General features: G+C 62.8%; 14 protein-coding genes and 2 pseudogenes. 11 read left to right on the top strand and 5 right to left on the bottom strand.

What is annotated here, in order from left to right:
- The first annotated feature begins 552 nt into the window (after positions 1–552).
- Both AB8841_RS09130 and AB8841_RS09125 read left to right on the top strand, forming a co-directional pair.
- The gene (locus AB8841_RS09130) at positions 553–1,224 is read left to right on the top strand and encodes a PhoH family protein (protein WP_370435586.1); all 672 of its coding nucleotides are present in this window, start codon (positions 553–555) and stop codon (positions 1,222–1,224) included.
- Positions 1,225–1,301: 77 nt separating this feature from the next.
- Positions 1,302–1,439: a hypothetical protein gene (locus AB8841_RS09125; protein WP_370435448.1), complete on the top strand. Its 138-nt coding sequence runs from the start codon at positions 1,302–1,304 to the stop codon at positions 1,437–1,439.
- A gap of 619 nt (positions 1,440–2,058) precedes the next feature.
- Here AB8841_RS09125 and AB8841_RS09120 read toward each other — a convergent pair.
- A complete protein-coding gene (locus AB8841_RS09120) occupies positions 2,059–2,979 on the bottom strand; it encodes a LysR substrate-binding domain-containing protein (RefSeq protein WP_370435447.1) in 921 nt (306 codons plus the stop codon).
- Between the two features lie 91 nt (positions 2,980–3,070).
- Between AB8841_RS09120 and AB8841_RS09115 the strand changes: the two genes are divergently transcribed.
- Positions 3,071–3,964, top strand: a complete 894-nt coding sequence (locus tag AB8841_RS09115) for a DMT family transporter (protein WP_370435446.1) — start codon at positions 3,071–3,073, stop codon at positions 3,962–3,964.
- 228 nt (positions 3,965–4,192) lie between these two features.
- Here AB8841_RS09115 and AB8841_RS09110 read toward each other — a convergent pair whose 3' ends face one another.
- Positions 4,193–4,894 carry an IS6 family transposase gene (locus AB8841_RS09110; protein WP_370435445.1) on the bottom strand — a complete coding sequence of 234 codons (702 nt, stop codon included), beginning with the start codon at positions 4,892–4,894 and terminating at the stop codon, positions 4,193–4,195.
- Positions 4,895–4,935: 41 nt separating this feature from the next.
- On the opposite strand from AB8841_RS09110, the pseudogene AB8841_RS09105 reads away from it, so the two are divergent.
- Positions 4,936–5,145, top strand: a pseudogene (locus AB8841_RS09105) (DUF305 domain-containing protein); the annotation flags it as partial.
- On the opposite strand, the pseudogene AB8841_RS09100 reads toward AB8841_RS09105, so the two are convergent.
- Positions 5,131–6,243, bottom strand: a pseudogene (locus AB8841_RS09100) (efflux RND transporter permease subunit); the annotation flags it as partial. The pseudogenes AB8841_RS09105 and AB8841_RS09100 overlap by 15 nt on opposite strands.
- Positions 6,244–6,402: 159 nt before the next feature.
- On the opposite strand from AB8841_RS09100, the gene AB8841_RS09095 reads away from it, so the two are divergent.
- The 7 genes from AB8841_RS09095 (at position 6,403) to AB8841_RS09065 (ending at position 12,647) form a co-directional block, all read left to right on the top strand.
- A complete protein-coding gene (locus AB8841_RS09095) occupies positions 6,403–7,143 on the top strand; it encodes an ATP-binding cassette domain-containing protein (protein ID WP_370435444.1) in 741 nt (246 codons plus the stop codon).
- A 14-nt stretch (positions 7,144–7,157) separates the two neighbouring features.
- A complete protein-coding gene (locus tag AB8841_RS09090) occupies positions 7,158–8,183 on the top strand; it encodes an ABC transporter permease (protein ID WP_370435443.1) in 1,026 nt (341 codons plus the stop codon).
- 40 nt (positions 8,184–8,223) lie between these two features.
- Positions 8,224–9,237, top strand: a complete 1,014-nt coding sequence (locus AB8841_RS09085) for a sugar-binding protein (protein WP_370435442.1) — start codon at positions 8,224–8,226, stop codon at positions 9,235–9,237.
- Between the two features lie 85 nt (positions 9,238–9,322).
- Positions 9,323–10,516, top strand: a complete 1,194-nt coding sequence (locus AB8841_RS09080; protein ID WP_370435441.1) for a phytanoyl-CoA dioxygenase family protein — start codon at positions 9,323–9,325, stop codon at positions 10,514–10,516.
- A 34-nt stretch (positions 10,517–10,550) separates the two neighbouring features.
- The gene (locus tag AB8841_RS09075; protein WP_370435440.1) at positions 10,551–11,555 is read left to right on the top strand and encodes a Gfo/Idh/MocA family protein; all 1,005 of its coding nucleotides are present in this window, start codon (positions 10,551–10,553) and stop codon (positions 11,553–11,555) included.
- A gap of 74 nt (positions 11,556–11,629) precedes the next feature.
- A complete protein-coding gene (locus tag AB8841_RS09070) occupies positions 11,630–11,779 on the top strand; it encodes a hypothetical protein (protein WP_370435439.1) in 150 nt (49 codons plus the stop codon).
- A gap of 91 nt (positions 11,780–11,870) precedes the next feature.
- Positions 11,871–12,647, top strand: coding sequence for an SDR family NAD(P)-dependent oxidoreductase (locus AB8841_RS09065; protein WP_370435438.1), 777 nt, complete (start codon positions 11,871–11,873; stop codon positions 12,645–12,647).
- A gap of 96 nt (positions 12,648–12,743) precedes the next feature.
- Here AB8841_RS09065 and AB8841_RS09060 read toward each other — a convergent pair whose 3' ends face one another.
- Both AB8841_RS09060 and AB8841_RS09055 read right to left on the bottom strand, forming a co-directional pair.
- The gene (locus AB8841_RS09060; protein ID WP_370435437.1) at positions 12,744–14,687 is read right to left on the bottom strand and encodes a hypothetical protein; all 1,944 of its coding nucleotides are present in this window, start codon (positions 14,685–14,687) and stop codon (positions 12,744–12,746) included.
- Between the two features lie 66 nt (positions 14,688–14,753).
- Positions 14,754–15,764 carry an ABC transporter permease gene (locus tag AB8841_RS09055; protein WP_370435436.1) on the bottom strand — a complete coding sequence of 337 codons (1,011 nt, stop codon included), beginning with the start codon at positions 15,762–15,764 and terminating at the stop codon, positions 14,754–14,756.
- Positions 15,765–15,769: the final 5 nt, after the last annotated feature.

Raw genomic sequence — 15,769 nt, 5'->3', positions numbered from 1 at the left:
TAGCGCATCGGGCGCAAAAGCGGGAACCGGTTTTGCGTGGAAAGATGCTCAAACACAGAAATTGACAGCATCGGATGTGGGTTCGGGTTCACGTCCGATGCTCTAGAATTTTATCGCCAGCTCGGCTGGGGCATTGCTGTAGAAAAAGTCCCTTTCACCTAAACCCCGTGAGGCGGCAGTTTAGACTGGGTCATCCCCAGGAAAATGGGGGTAGCCTACGCTGCCTTGGAACTAAGCAGCCTGCCTCACCATTCGACTCGCGTTAGAGCGTGGCAGTAATAGCTGTCATGAGAATCGAAGATGGTTTGCGTCCAGCGGGTGGAGACAAGCACTTTGACGACCAGACGGACTGATCTCACCAGTTGGATCGCGGAAATCGACCGCTCGCAGCAACGCGCCCCGAAATGCCTTCTTCACATTCCGCCCGAGTGCCGCCGACCCGGCCTCGGGCGGAATGCTTTGTGCAGCCCTGAATGTTGGAGTTAGCCCTTGAGCAAGCGCCACGACAAGCAGAGACGAAGAACCCGTCGTTCCTTCGAAACTGCCGACATCATCGAACTTCATGGGTCCAAGTTCGATGCGGAACGAAGCCTCCCGTCGATCAAGCCGCTCAATGCGACTCAGGCTGCTTACCTGGAGGCTCTAAAAACGGGCCCTCAAGTCGTCGTTCTTGGCCCGGCAGGTACGGGCAAGACTTGGATCGCGGCAACCCTTGCCGCAGACCTCTTTCGCCAGCGCCGGATCACCAAAATCATTCTAACCCGGCCAAATGTGCCCAGCGGACGCTCGCTAGGCTTCTTTCCTGGTAGTCTGGAAGAGAAGTTTGGGCCATGGGCGGCTCCTGTCATTGAGGCCATCAAGGACCGGATCGGATCAGCGGCCTATGAGATCGCCGTGAAGAACGGAGACATTGAGATGGTCCCCTTCGAAATCATGCGCGGTCGCTCGTGGAAAGATGCTTTCATCCTCCTCGATGAGGCCCAGAATGCCACTCCCGCCGAGATGAAGACGTTCCTGACCCGGATCGGCGAGGACTGCACCGTGGTAATCAACGGCGATATCAGCCAGTGCGATCTGCGCGAGACCTCGGGTTTGCATACTGTCATTCACCTGATCAAGTCCCAGATGTTGCCGGTGCCTATCATCGAGTTCACGCTACACGATATCGTCCGATCCGGTATCTGCGAGATGTGGGTGCGGGCATTCGAAGAGGTGCGCAGCTGACGCATACCCATTCAGGACGAGGTGCTTTCGTTCGGCTCCTATTGTCTCATGCCTCACCGACTGAAAAGGCAATGTTCATGGCTGGTAAAGCTCGCAGTAGACCGTCGTTCAAGAAGCGTACCCGTCGCTACCGGGAGGTGATCGCTTCCGCCAAGACACTCGAAGGGCAGAAGAACCTGACGAAGAAACGGCGCTACGCCAACCGCCACGGTTAGTTTCGGGCATCATAGCTCTGCTGAAGGTGGTTAGCAGGCTTGCCTCGGCTTCATCAACCGGACACGATCCCTTTGAGGGTCTTGAGAGCTCTCTCACAGCGGTCGAGATGCTCGCTGGCCCAGTGCTGCATCTTCACTGTGTTGCGTCACAAATCATCCACGTCCTGCTTGCCGAAGGGACAGATCAAGCGGCTCGCGTCTGTCTCGGCATTGAGAAGGTTATTCTGCGGCTCGACGAGCACGCTGCCTGGGTGCGCTTCATGATGTGTGCTCGGTACGCCGCTGCGGACTTCATGGGAATCACGCCAGCCTCGGCGATGCTCGCAATCTCAGACTTGGCCCGCTGTCGAGGACTAGAGAACAGCGCATCGTTCTTGCGAATAACCGGGTCCACTTTTCCGCACGATGCGCTAGGGCTGGATCGTCGATGGAGGCGTGGGCTCGCCGAGAGACGGTATCAATCGATTGGCCCAATTGAAAGAAACAGCTCCGCTGATGACATCTACGATCTCGGGGTCATCGAGGCCTCCTGCCCCGAACCGAGATCGATGTATCCTTTTCTGGCAACTTGACGGTGCCTCTTGAGAGCATCTGGTCTGACCAAGAAGCACAGGATGTTCTACGTTTTCACGAATGCCTCGACCGCAGGAGTGGCCAAGCCCGCTTCTGCCATGATCCGCCGGGCGAGTTCCGCCGCGGAGGGCCGCAAGCGGCTCGACGGTCGGTCAAGCCAGTAGGAGACAGGATTGAGGGCCGTTCGCGGATCAACCGCGACGACGCGCCCGCTGCGCAGCGCCTCGCCGGCCAGCGGCGGGCGAGCCAAAGCCACACCGAGGCCATAGGCTGCGGCATCGAGCACAAGGTTGTAGTCCTCGAACCGGCGGTCCTGCGGCCGCGGGCGGTAGTCCATGCCTTGTGCCGCGAACCAGGTGCGCCAGCCGGAGGCGTCGGAGTCGTGCACGAGCGGATAGTCCAGGATCCGCTCTGGCGCTCCAGTCCCGAGTGAACCGGCCACGGCGGGTGAGGCGATCGGAAAGCACTGCTCTTCGAATAGACGCGCGGAGACGCGACCGGGTAAGGACCCACGACCGCAGCGGATCGCCAGATCAATTCCCTCAGCTTCGAGATCGGTGTTGCGATGCTCGACCACGAACTCGATCCGCAAGGCTGGCGTCCCGCGCTCAAAGTCCTTCAGGCGCGGCATCAGCCATAGGCTGCTGACGGACGGAATGGTCGTCAGGCGGACGACCGCGGCGCCCCGGTGCTCAACCCAGCGATCGGAGCTGTCGGCAATCAGCGCGAACGCCTCGCTCGTCCGTTGATGGAGACGTTGCCCCTGCGGCGTGAGAGCAACCCCACGCGCCCGCCGGTCAAACAATCTCTCGCCAAGCCAGTGCTCGAGCTTGGCTACCTGTCGGCTGATGGCGCCGTGCGTGAGGCGCAGATCCTGCGCCGCCGCCGAGAAGCTGCCAAGGCGCGCTGCGGCCTCAAATGCGCGCAGGGCGTCGAGCGGCGGCAATGGGGGTGAGCTGTGATCCATGCGCACAGCTGATCCTCGAATTGTTCGATTGTCAATCAGCTGACTTCACGGGATTGTCCAGCCTCATCACTTCCCCTTGTGAGCTGCCGCCATGAGCATCGGTGCCGCCTGCCCTTCCAAGAGCCAATCCTTAGACGGCGTGACCGCTGCTGCTGTCATCGTCACAATTCTCGCCTGGGCTTCCGCTTTTCCGGCCATCCGCGCGGGCCTGCAGGCGTTCGGCCCGATCGAACTCGGGGCCTTGCGATTTGCCATCGCGGCTGTCCCGGCAGCAGTCTTTCTCGCGGTCATGCGCCCGGCATGGCCAACGCTGCCGGATGTCCTTCGGCTGATGGTCGGCGGCTTTCTCTTCGTGGCGCTGTATACGGCCCTTCTCAACATGGGCGAGAAGACCGTCTCGGCCGGTGCTGCAAGCTTCATCATCAACACGAACCCGATCATAACAGCCGGTCTCGCGATGCTCATGCTCGGCGAGCGGTTCAGTCTCCGCGCCTGGCTCGGAACGGCGCTGTCGTTTGCCGGGATCGGCCTAATTGCGCTTGGTGAGGGGCAGGGGATGCGTCTCGACGCGGGTGCCCTGCTTATCCTCGGTGCGGCTCTGTGTACCTCGGTCACAACAGTGGTACAGAAGCCGCTCTTCGCCAGGCACAAGCCGCTGACAGTTTCGGCTTGGAACATGGTGCTGGGTGCCCTGTTCCTGTCGCCCTGGCTGCCCAGTGCTGAATCCGAGTTCGCGGTTGCGCCAGCGTCAGGCATCCAGGCCATGATCTATCTTGGTCTCGTGTCCAGCCTCGTTGCCTACGGCACATGGGCTGTAGCACTCTCGCGCCTGCCTGCCAGCCGTGCGTCAAACTTCATGTACTGTGTGCCGCCGGTTGCCACGCTTCTCGGGTTCCTGTGGCTTGGGGAGATGCCGACCGTGCTCGGCGCGATCGGCGGCATCATGGCCCTCATCGGCGTTGCTGTCGTCAACTTGCGGCGATAGGAGAGACGGGTGCGGCACCCGTCTCGCTTCGGTCTGCCGTTGGGATCGGGTGCCACTGGCCAAAAGAGCTCCCGTGCATAATCGGACTGGAAATTGGCTGGACCAATCGTAAGCTGAACAAGACGTCCCGCTATCCGCCAATGGCCGCTCGTGGCACATTTGTGAAGTAGGCGCTGTCACGTTAACCGCCGCATGGCATGCCAAATTCCGGTCGAATGGTTAGCGGGTTCAACGGGTGACACCGATCGCGGCTCTCCATTCCGCCATGACGGTGAGACGGTGCAGATGCGTGGCAAAGGCGGAGCGGTGGGAGCAGGGTGGAACGAAAAGATTTCGGACTGCTGAGAAGACAGAGACGAACCTCTGCGGATCTCCTGGTGACCTGAAGCCCTGCATCGCCCGTTCTCGCCGGCGCAAGGGCAAATGCGAATTCTCTGCCCGATTAATGAGGCCCTTGTGCGAGCGGTGCTCCACGGCCTGCAGGATCTGGCGCCGGGCAGCCGCATAAGAGCCCAGCTTGTCGGTCATCATCCGCCGGGGCGGACAGCCTTGCTTCTTCAAGAGGCGCTTCAACAACCGCATGGCTGCCTTGGTGTTGCGGTGCATCTGGACGATTTCATCAAGAATGTATCCGTCCTGGTCGACGGCTCGCCACAGCCAGTGCTTCCGGCCGGGGATTGTTACCACGACTTCGTCGAGATGCCAGATGTCGCGGCGGCTCGGCGTCTTGCGCCTGAGGCGGCGAGCGTAAGCCGGCTCAAACTTCAGCGCCCACCGGCGGACCGTCTCGTAAGAAACGACAATGCCGCGCTCCAGCAACATTGCCTCCACGAGCCGCAGGCTCAGCGGGAACCGGAAGTACAGCCAAATGGCATGAGCAATGTTCTCGGATGGGAAGTGATGCGGCTTGTAGCTGACGGGTTGGGTCATGCCGGTCGATCTACACGGCTCAAGTTAACGTGACGGCGCCGCACAAGGACATGGTCATGGACTTCACCGACGATGCCGATGTGGATTTCCGTCGCGGTATGATCCCGCACCACCAGGGCGTGATCGACATGGCGCGGGTGGAGTTGAAGTACGGGAAGGATCCCAAGATCCGGGAACTCGCGGAAGCGGTGATCAGGGCCCAGGAGGGCGAGATCGCCATGATGAAGAAATGGCTCGCCGAGCGCGGCCAGGGCGAGCTCCGAAACCTTGCGCGTGACCTCGTCGGTGCGGTCGAGCTAGGCTCCAGCCGGGAGCTGGACGATGCCTACGAGATAGTACTTGTCCTGGGAGGGCACGAATCCGGTCGGCACGGCGGAGAAGCCCAACCATGTCGCGCCGATCAGGGCTCCGTACACCACGACGACGAGGCTCCCGAACCGGACGGCCCGCCGCGTCAGCCCGGCATACCCGGCGGATGCCGCATCGAATCCCCGGTTGAACCCGCGGAAGAACCAGCCCGCCATGGTGTCCAGGACCCGTGTCACGGGATCAGGCCGGGCATGGTGATCTCTCAGGAGCAACGCCGCCGGGGCAGGACCCAGCGTGAGCGAGTTGACTGCGGACAGCACTGTCGAAACGGCGATCGTGAGGGCGAACTGGCTGTAGAACTGGCCGGTGAGCCCGGACAGGAAAGCCGTCGGGACGAAGATGGCGACCAGCACGAAGGTGATCGCGATGATTGGTCCGGTCACCTCGGCCATGGCCTTGTGAGCCGCCTCGCGGGGCGTGGCGCCGAGCCGGAGGTGACGCTCGACGTTCTCCACGACGACGATTGCGTCGTCCACCACGATGCCGATGGAGAGCACGAGGCCAAACAGCGACAGCGTGTTGAGCGATGAGCCCATCAGGTGCATGACAGCGAACGTGCCGACCAGGGAGACCGGCACCGCCACCAGCGGGATGATGGCGGCCCGCCAGCTCTGGAGGAACACGACGACCACCAGCACCACGAGGAGGACGGCCTCGGCCAGCGTCTTCAGCACGGCCTTGATCGACGCCCTGACGAAGATCGTGGGATCGTAGGCAATCCGGTGCTCGACGCCTGCGGGAAACGTGCCCGCGAGCTCCGCCATCCGGGCTCTCACGGCGGCTGCCGTGTCGAGCGCGTTGGCGCCAGGCCGTTGCACGATCTGGATCCCGACCGCAGGCTTGCCATCGAGCAGGCTGCGGAGGGAATACGCATCCGCGCCGAGCTCGCTGCGTGCGATCTCGCCGAGGCGCGTCACACGACCGTCAGTCGTCGTGCGCACCACGATGGCGGCAAACTCCTGCTCGGTGACCAAGGTGCCATGCGCAAAGGGATTACTTGGCCAAGGCATTGCATGTAGTCCCGAATGCCGAAGAAAAAGTACTTTACCGCTGCCGCAGGAACTGTAAACCTCTTCCGAATACATGCCCCTTAAGAAGGGCAATTCGGTTCGACTTCAGGACCGATCCCGGGAGGATGCATGGCGCTGCTGGAACTCCAGGGCATTGCCAAACATTTCGGCGCGATCGAGGCGCTGAAAGGCGTCGACCTGTCGATCGGGGCTGGCGAGGTGGTGGGCCTCATGGGCGATAATGGCGCCGGTAAGTCCACCCTCGTGAGAATAATCGCCGGGAATTTTCGGCCCTCCGAGGGCGAGATCCGAATTCAGGGGCAGATCAAGCACTTCCACAAACCCGTGGACGCGCGCGCCGAAGGCATCGAGGTCGTCTATCAGGATCTCGCCCTCTGCGACAATCTCACGGCTTCCGCCAACGTATTTTTGGGCCGCGAACTCAAACGTCAGGTCGGTCCGCTCAGGATTCTCGACTATCCAGCCATGTACTCCCGTGTTGCAGCGCTGTTTCAGGAACTCAAGTCCGAGACGCGCCCCCGGGACTTAGTCAAGCAGATGTCGGGTGGGCAACGCCAAGCCGTTGCGATTGCCCGCACCCGCCTCTCCGATGCTCGCATCGTCCTGATGGATGAGCCGACCGCCGCGATCAGCGTGCGGCAAGTCGCGGAAGTGCTCGATCTCATCCGCCGCTTGAAGGACAAGGGCATCGCCGTCGTCCTGATCAGCCACCGCATGCCAGATGTGTTCTCCGTCTGCGATCGGGTCGTTGTGATGCGCCGCGGCACCAAGGTCGCCGACAAGCCTGTCCACCAAACCTCCCCTGAAGAGGTCACCGGCCTCATCACAGGAGCCATTCACACCGCATAGACACCTGAGGGCCCATGGCAACCGTCCCACCCCGTCTCGTGCAAGGCAGCGTCGCAGTCGAGGATATCACGAGCCTCAAGGGACAGAGTCTTGGCCAGAGGCTGCTGTCGAGCCAGCCTTTCTGGATCACCGTCGCCCTGATCCTGATGTGCGCGGTGATGACCTGGGATCAGCCGGATGCCTTCGCCTCGGCGGATAATTTCTACAACATCACCCGCAACTTCGCCTTTATCGGCATCATGGCCGTTGGCATGACCGCCGTTATCCTCACAGGAGGCATCGACTTGTCGGTCGGATCGCTGATGGGTGTCGTCGGCGTAGTCTGCGGCCTTGTCCTGCAAGCCGGCTACCATTGGGTGATCGCTCTCGTGGCAGGTCTTCTTACAGGTGCCGCCGCAGGCGCCGTCAACGGCTTCCTCATCGCGTATGTGGGCCTCCCGGCGTTCGTCGTCACTCTCGGCATGCTCTCATTCGCCCGATCAGTCGCCATCGTCCTGTCCGGGAATAGGATGATCTATGATTTCGGCCCCTCGGGCGACACCTTCGATGCCATCGGAGGCGGCGCAATTCTAGGCGTCGCCAATCCGGTCTGGGTGCTGATGATCCTAGCCCTGGTCTTCGGCTTCATCTTCAACTTCACGGCCTGGGGCAACTATCTCTACGCCATCGGCAGCAACGAGAATGCCGCCCGCCTCACCGGCGTTCCCGTTCGGCGCATGAAGCTCCAGGCATATATCGTGTCCGGCCTCACCGCCGCGCTCGCCTCGGTCCTGATCGTCGGCTGGCAGGGATCGGCCATCAATGCGCTCGGACAAGGCTATGAGTTGCGCGTGATCGCATCGACCGTGATCGGCGGGGCCGATCTCATGGGAGGCCAGGGCACCGCGTACGGCGCCGTGGTCGGTGCGGCGCTGATAGAGGTCATCCGCAACTCTCTTCTCATGGCGGGCGTCGATGCCAACTGGCAGGGCGCCTTCGTCGGTCTCTTCATCGTGTTGGCGGTTCTGCTCCAGCGGATCCGCGGCAAACGTTCGGCTTGAGAGCTATGCCGGACGATCATTACCAGAAGGAGGAACACCAATGAGAGCCCTGACATTGAGCGTGGCGGCTGCTGCGCTCCTGGCGATGAGTGCCGGCGCCCAGGCACAGGGAAAGAAGCTTGTCTTCGCGCTCGTGCCAAAGAACATGAATAATCCATTCTTCGACCAAGCCCGTGACGGCTGCAAAAAGGCCGAAAAAGAATCGAACGGCGCTTTCGAGTGCATGTACATCGGCCCCGGCGAGCACGGCGGCGGCGACGAGCAGGTTCAGGTTGTGAACGACCTGATTTCAAAGAAGGTCGATGGCATCGCGGTGTCACCCGCAAATGCGGCCGCAATGGGAAAGGCACTTGAGGGGGCGAAGAAGGCAGGCATTCCGGTCCTTACCTGGGATTCCGACCTCTTAGAGAAGGACAAGGCCCTGCGCGTCGCGTATGTTGGCACTCACAACTACGAGATCGGCGTCAATTTGGCGAAGCTCGCCCAGCAGATAAAGCCGAAGGGTGGGACGATCTGCATCCAATCAGGCGGCGCCGCGGCAGCGAACCATAATGAGCGCATGCAGGGCATCCGGGACACGCTTGCCGGGGCGAAATCGGACCAGGCTCCCGGGGCGCGGCTGACAGGCCAGAACGGCTGGCGCGAGGTCGAGGGCTGTCCCCTCTACACCAATGATGATTTCCCGCTCTCCGTCCAGCAGATGGAAGACACCCTCGGCAAGTACCCGCAACTCGACGCTTTCATCCCGACTGGCGGCTTCCCGCAGTTTATTCCGCAGGCCTACCGGAAGGTCGCGGAGAAGTATAAGGCCCGCATCGACAACGGCTCGCTGGCATTGGTCGTGGCCGATACGCTTCCCGTCCAACTTGACCTGCTGAAGGCCGGTCTTTCCAAGGGACAGGTTGGCCAGCGCCCGTTTGAGATGGGCTATAAGACGATGTTCTTCCTGAAGGACATCAAAGACGGCAAGCCAGCACCGAAGGATCCGACCTATACGGGTCTCGACGTCTGCACGCCCCAGAACGTGGCAACCTGCATCGGCGGCTCGTCGTGAGCCTTGTACCGACTGCGTAGGGAACGCCTCCTGGCCCGCTCCGGCGGCGTTCCCATGCGACTGCTTCCCGGGAAGGACTTTCGACATGAGGACCGACAACATTTCCCAAATCCGGGGCGATCAGGTCTGGTTAAGCGAAGACCAATGTGACCTCGACGACTGCAAGGCCCTAGTGGAACGCACGACCGACATCACCGAGTATCGCCTCGCCAGCGAGGTGGTGTCGAACGTCTTGGTCTACGATGGTGCCGCCGTGCGTGTGGCAGCGTCATCGCCCGAGAGTCGCAAGGCGCTCATGGCCGAATGGGTCGAAGCCATGATGAACGGGCCGGGAATCCTCGTCATCCGCGCCGCTTTTGCCAACCTAGCGCCCCTGGAGGCCGCGACAGAGCAGTTCTGGGCCATGATCGAGGAGCAGCGCGCCAGCAACGTGGGTGGAGGCGACCACTTTGCGAAGCCGGGCGCCAACGATCGCGTCTGGAATGCCCTCGAGAAGCTCTGCCTGCGGGATCCTGAGACATTCGTAGCCTATTACGGCAACGAGGTGATTGCTCTCATCAGCGAGGCCTGGCTTGGACCCGCCTACCAGATCACGTCGCAGCTCAATGTTGTCAATCCGGGGGGAGCCGCACAGTCGGCCCATCGCGATTACCATTTGGGCTTCCAGACACCTGAAAGCGGTTCTCGCTACCCGGCTCACGTGCACCGCCTTTCCCCGGTCCTCACGCTCCAGGGCGCGGTGGCCCATTGCGACATGCCGATAGAGACGGGACCGACGCTTTACCTTCCCTACTCGCAGTCTTACCTGCTGGGCTATCTCGCGACCAGCAGGCCTGAGTTCAAGGAGTACTTCGAGCGGCATCACGTGCAGTTGCCGCTGTCGAAGGGTGACGCCGTTTTCTTCAACCCCGCCGTCTTCCATGCAGCCGGCACCAATCGGTCGGAGACCGTCCGCCGGATGGCGAATCTGCTCCAGATATCGTCCGCTCTTGGCCGTGCCATGGAAAGTGTCGACCGGGTTCGGATGAGCGCGGCGCTCTATCCCACGCTCAGATCGATGCTGACCTCGGGCCGACTGACGCCCGAGCAGGGAGCCAATGCGGTCTCCGCCTGCGCCGAGGGCTATTCGTTTCCGACAAACCTCGATCGAGATCCGCCCATCGGCGGGCTCGCCCCGCAAACGCAGCAATCACTCATGACGCAGGCATTGGCCGAGGACTGGGCGCCGGATCGCTTCAACAGGGCGCTCGAGGCGTGGGTTGGGCGTCGGCTGACGTGACGCCCTGGGAAAGCATGCCGCGGGAGGAGGTGGAATGACCATCGGGGTAGGGGTGATCGGGACCGGTGTCATGGGCGGCGACCATGCCCTTATCCTTGCGAGTTCCGTTCAAGGGGCCGTCCCGGTCGCCATTTCGGACGTGGACGCGAATAAGGCCGCGGCGGTCGCAGCGGCCGCCCGGGTCGAACGCATCCATGCTGATGCGCACTCTCTAATCGGTGATCCTATGGTCGGCGCGGTCTTGATCGCCGCTCCTGACGCCACCCACGAGGAGCTGGTTCTTGCCTGCCTCTCGGCTGGAAAGCCCGTGCTGTGCGAAAAACCGCTCTCTCCAACCGTCGAAGGCTGCCTGCGCATCGTGGATGCGGAGATCGCGATCGGGAAACGCCTCGTCCAGGTAGGCTTCATGCGACGGTTCGATCCCGGCTATGTGACCATGAGATCCAACCTGAAGAGTGGCCGATTCGGCGCACCGCTCCTGATGCACTGCATCCACCGCAATGCCAACGCGCCCTCTTGGTTCAACTCCGCAATGCTGATCAGCAATTCGGCCGTCCACGAGATCGATATCGCGCGCTGGCTCCTAGACAGCGAATTCACGGCCGCAACGGTTTTCAGGCGAAGGCCAACCGACCCTGGCGCCTTGATGGACCCGCAGTTCATCGTGTTAGAAACTCGTCAGGGCACCCTCGTCGACATCGAAGTTTTTGTGAATGCCCGTTACGGCTACGATGTCCGCGCGGAGCTCGTATGCGAGAACGGCACTCTGGCGCTCACGCCGCAGTCCCTCGTGCGCATTCGCTCCTCTGGACAGGAGATTTCCAGGTTTGCCGAGGATTGGCGGGCACACTTCTCTGCTGCCTACAGGAGCCAACTCCAGGCATGGGTGGACTCGATCCGGACCGGAGTTCCCGTCGGTGCAAGCGCATGGGACGGCTACGCCGCGACGGCGACCGCGGCGGCCTGCGGAAAGGCACTTGAGAGCGGGCAGGCAACTGAAGTGCGGCTTCAGGCATGCCCGGACCTCTACGTTTCATAGGAGGCGCAACCTGGGGTGAGATTGCCCCGCCGGTTCAAGGTGATGTTTGACCAACTCCGTGGCAGGATCCCACCATGAGCACCGATACCGTCACGCACCGTCGCTCCATCGCCCGCAGCAAGACCACCTGGGCCGCCTACGGACTGCTCACGGTCTGTACACGCCCGCCTGGCGCTCGTTCAGGCACGCAGGTTATCCTCTACACTGACCTGAAAAGCACTTAGTTTCTTTTCCAAGTGCGATTTCCAGCTTCTTCCAGCTTGGAAAATGTTCGGTCGACCGGCCAGAATGCGGACGGTCAAAGGGGAGGGTCGTTTGAATCCATTAGCAGCGCAACTGCGATTCGACGCGCGGGTGGTCCTGATCACGGGGGCTGGGGCCGGCATCGGACGCGCCACGGCCATAGCGTTCGCACATGCCGGTGCCAGTGTTGCCGTCACTGATATGGACGGCACCCGTGCGGCACAGGTGGCGGACGAGATCTCCCGGGCCGGTGGCCAAGCGTTCCCGGCACGGCTCGACGTCGCCGACGAGCGCGAAGTCGACCGTGTTATCGAAGAAACCCGTTCGCAATTCGGAAGCCTCGACGTTCTCGTCAACAACGCCGGCGTCGGAGCGAGAGTCGCGACGGTCGACCTTCCCACGGAACAGTGGCAGCGTGTCCTGGGAATCGGCCTCACGGGAGCGTTCTTCTGCGCGCGGGCCGCCGCGAAGCCCATGATCACGCAGGGTCGTGGCGCTATCGTGAACGTCGCCTCCATCATGGGCTTATCGGGAGGAGGGCTTTACCCGAATCCAGCCTACCACGCCGTGAAGGGCGCTCTCGTGAACCTCACGCGGGCTTGGGCCCTGGAATGGGCGCCGCACGGCATCCGGGTGAACGGGGTGGCTCCGGCTTTCGTCAGGACCGCCCTCGTCGAATCCCTGCTCGCCGATGCCGCACTGAAGGGCGCGATCCTGGATGCCACACCGCTCGGCCGTCTCATCGAGCCTGAGGAGATCGCTGCCTCGGTCGTCTTCCTCGCCAGCGATGCCGCCGCCATGATCACAGGCCATACGCTGCCTGTCGACGGCGGATGGCTGGCGCGCTAGCCCGGCCGGCTTCCCGCGGAAGGGCTGGCGAGCCGCTGCGGTGAGGGACAGCGTCGAACCCTGCAGCCCTTCCGGTCATCGGCTTGTCCACTGCCATCACCGTTGCAGAGCCAATCTAGCAATGGCAAAGGGTTCCAGCTCGACCGAGTCCATTCGTGCCATCCGGTCGAGAAAGCCTGGGTCGAGGGCAGCTGCCTCGAAATCCTCAGCGGCGAGGCTCGCTCCTTGGATGCTCCCATTTCCCTCGATCATGACGCGCTGGCGCTCGGCCGTAAGATTCGCAAGCCACAGCTCCCAACCCGAGTCCGACTGGGCGGCGAAGCCTTGCACTAAGCTGGGTGCAGAGATTTCCGTTGCGATCATCGCGCGTCCACCCAGCCGGGCAAGGCCACGCAGGATGTGAAAGACTGGATAGAGTCCCGGCTGGGCATCGAAGAAGGGCTGCGTCCAGGAGCGGCGTGCATGAACGGCTCCGAACGCTCCCACCAAGCCGCCGAGCGTGATCGCGGCCGCACCGCCGCGCGCTAAATGCGAGAAGTAGCCGATGTTCCATGCCGCCCCGAGGAGGCCTCGCTGACGTGGATCGTTGAAGTTCATGGCCTGCCGGATGTTGCGCGGGTTGGCCATCGGGGCTTCGCCGTAAGGGTTGTCGCGCATGCCGATGGCGCTCGGCCCGACGATGATGGGCGTCTCTCCCGCGATCGCGCGGGCGCTCTTGGCGATGAAAGGGAGCGACCCGAGCCCCTCCATGACGGAGCGGTCGTCGCCGGCATGGACCACGGCGCATGTCGTGAAAACCACGTAGTCGAGAAGCTCCGTCGGCGGGCGCTTGCGGTTGAGCTCTGTGAAGTAGCTGAACATTCCGCCGCCGATCTCCGCACCGGGGAACGCCTCACGGGCGGCCCTGTAGAGCGCGTCGAGCGGCGGGGCCGACGGCCAGATGCTGCCCGGCAAGGTGCATTTCAGATCGGGTGCGGGCGAGATGAGGACCACTTGGAACGGCGAGCCGAGCGAGACTGCCATCTGGCCGAGCTCCGCGACCTCAGCTTCCGCTGCGCTCTGCTCAATCGAGAGGACGACGGCCTCGAGCCAGGGCTGCGCGCCGAGATCGCGTGCGATCTCGATCGCTGCGCGTAGGGTGTCCGGACCGTGGCCCTGACGGGGATCGTGGCGACAGATGAGATAGGAAGGCCCGATCTCGGCCAAACTGCCGCGGGCGGCGCGGGCATCCTCAGCGTCAGCAGGATCGAGCCCGAGGCCGAGCCGCGGGACCGGTCCCGCATCGTCGCCTAGGCGGACCGTGATCGTTCCGCCCGCCGGAGCGGTCGCACTCCCGCGATCCTCGACCGTCACCGTGACGGATTGTTCGAGCTCGGTGTCGGCCGCGAGTCGGTACGGCCAGGGCAGGGCGAGCGGGCGCACATAGGTCTTGAACGAGGCGTCCGTCCAGTTGCGCTGGTCCTCCATCTCGAAGGTATCGCCCTCCATCCGGCAGGTGACCGAGAGGCCCGGAGCGGCTTCGTGGGTCAGCCCACGCAGGTCCATCATGGGCTGGACGGGATCGATCAGCTCCGGGAACGCGCCTTCCACGACCCGACCGTCGACATGCTCGATCCGGGCCGGCCGTCCTGCCGTGCTCGCGGGATGGAGAACCACGAATCCGGTGCGGTTCGTCTCGAAGTCCGTGGCCGCGCGGCCTCGTGCTCGGAAGGTGAGCTGGCCATCACTCGTGCCGGAGATCTCCGCCGAGTACCGGAACTCCTGGTGATCGTCCGCCGTGACCGCGTCGTAGGTGACGCGAAAGCCGGCCTCTGTCTCTTCGGTGAACAGGTTCGAGATGCGCGGGTTGTAGGTGCCCCAGTTGCGGTCGCGCACGATGAAGGATACGGCGCGCAGGAGCTCATGGCCGCGAAAGCGGACGTAGCGCAGGTTCCCGGCTTCGAGCTCCACGGTGAGCGAGCCCGCGCGGAGAATGCGCGGCGGCTCTGCCTGCTCCTCGGTGCCGTAGAGTCGCACGGCGAGTGACGCATTGATGGACATATCGAACCTCCCTTTAGAATGCTCGGGCCGCTTGGTCGTTTGGCGTGACTTCCCGTTTAGCCGGCTTCAGCGTTTTGCCCGGATGCTGACCAGCCTCTCGACCAACAGCGCCAGGATGATGATCGCTCCGATGGCCGAGCCCTGCCAGAAGGGTGAAACGCCCATGAGGTTCAGCCCGTTGCGGATCGTCACCATGATCAGGACGCCGATGAGCGTGCCCACGATCGAGCCTCGCCCGCCGTAGAGGCTTGCTCCTCCGATCACCACGGCCGCGATCGCATCGAGCTCGAGCATGTTGCCCATCAGGGGATCGGCCGAAAGGAGCTGCGCTATCGAAAACGTCACTGCGACCGCCGAAAGGGCGCCGGAGATCACATAGGGCAGCGTGCTGTAGAAAAGGACGGAGAGGCCTGCGGCGCGCGCGGCTTCCTTGTTGGAGCCGATCGCGTAGATGGTGCGCCCTCCCTTGGTGTAGGTGAGGTACGCGAAGGCGAGCGCGTAGAGGACGAGGAGGAACGCGACGTTCGCCGGGATTCCGAGGATCGAGGTGTAGACGATGTTCGACAGGTCCGACGGGATGTTCGAGATCGCCGTCTGCCCGGAGAAAATGTACGCGAGGCTTCGGGCGATCGCCATCATGCCGAGTGTCACCACGAAAGCCGCGAGGCCGAAATAGGCGATCAGGCACCCTGAGACGAGGCCGATGAATCCGCCCGCCGCGATAGCGCACGGGATGGCGAGCGGGATCGGCAGGTGCTGCAGGGAAAGGCCCAGGACGATCCCGCACAGGCCCGCGACCGATCCGACCGAAAGGTCAATCCCGCCGGTCAGGATGACGAAGGTCATGCCGACAGCGACGATGCCGACCACCACGGACTGGTCGAGAATGTTGAAGAGGTTCGTGCGCGTGAGAAAGTACGGAGAGAGCACCGACAGCACGATGGCGATGAGCAAGGCAAGGAGGACCATCCGCACCTCGAGGCGGCCGAAGATCCGCCTCGCCCAGTTGGTGCGGCGGGGCGCAACCCCGTCGAGAGGTCCGCGGGAGCCGGTGTTTACGAGGTTGTTCGACGTCACTCTGT

Origin of the sequence: Microvirga sp. TS319, from assembly GCF_041276405.1 — a bacterium.
GTDB lineage: Bacteria > Pseudomonadota > Alphaproteobacteria > Rhizobiales > Beijerinckiaceae > Microvirga.
This window is presented reverse-complemented; position numbering and strand designations above follow the sequence as displayed.

Excerpts from the sequence above, each read along its gene's own strand:
- AB8841_RS09125 (WP_370435448.1), top strand. The coding sequence starts at position 1,302 with ATGGCTGGTAAAGCTCGCAGTAGACCGTCGTTCAAGAAGCGTACCCGT.
- AB8841_RS09120 (WP_370435447.1), bottom strand. The coding sequence starts at position 2,979 with ATGGATCACAGCTCACCCCCATTGCCGCCGCTCGACGCCCTGCGCGCA.
- AB8841_RS09115 (WP_370435446.1), top strand. The coding sequence starts at position 3,071 with ATGAGCATCGGTGCCGCCTGCCCTTCCAAGAGCCAATCCTTAGACGGC.
- AB8841_RS09110 (WP_370435445.1), bottom strand. The coding sequence starts at position 4,894 with ATGACCCAACCCGTCAGCTACAAGCCGCATCACTTCCCATCCGAGAAC.
- AB8841_RS09095 (WP_370435444.1), top strand. The coding sequence starts at position 6,403 with ATGGCGCTGCTGGAACTCCAGGGCATTGCCAAACATTTCGGCGCGATC.
- AB8841_RS09090 (WP_370435443.1), top strand. The coding sequence starts at position 7,158 with ATGGCAACCGTCCCACCCCGTCTCGTGCAAGGCAGCGTCGCAGTCGAG.
- AB8841_RS09085 (WP_370435442.1), top strand. The coding sequence starts at position 8,224 with ATGAGAGCCCTGACATTGAGCGTGGCGGCTGCTGCGCTCCTGGCGATG.
- AB8841_RS09080 (WP_370435441.1), top strand. The coding sequence starts at position 9,323 with ATGAGGACCGACAACATTTCCCAAATCCGGGGCGATCAGGTCTGGTTA.
- AB8841_RS09075 (WP_370435440.1), top strand. The coding sequence starts at position 10,551 with ATGACCATCGGGGTAGGGGTGATCGGGACCGGTGTCATGGGCGGCGAC.
- AB8841_RS09070 (WP_370435439.1), top strand. The coding sequence starts at position 11,630 with ATGAGCACCGATACCGTCACGCACCGTCGCTCCATCGCCCGCAGCAAG.
- AB8841_RS09060 (WP_370435437.1), bottom strand. The coding sequence starts at position 14,687 with ATGTCCATCAATGCGTCACTCGCCGTGCGACTCTACGGCACCGAGGAG.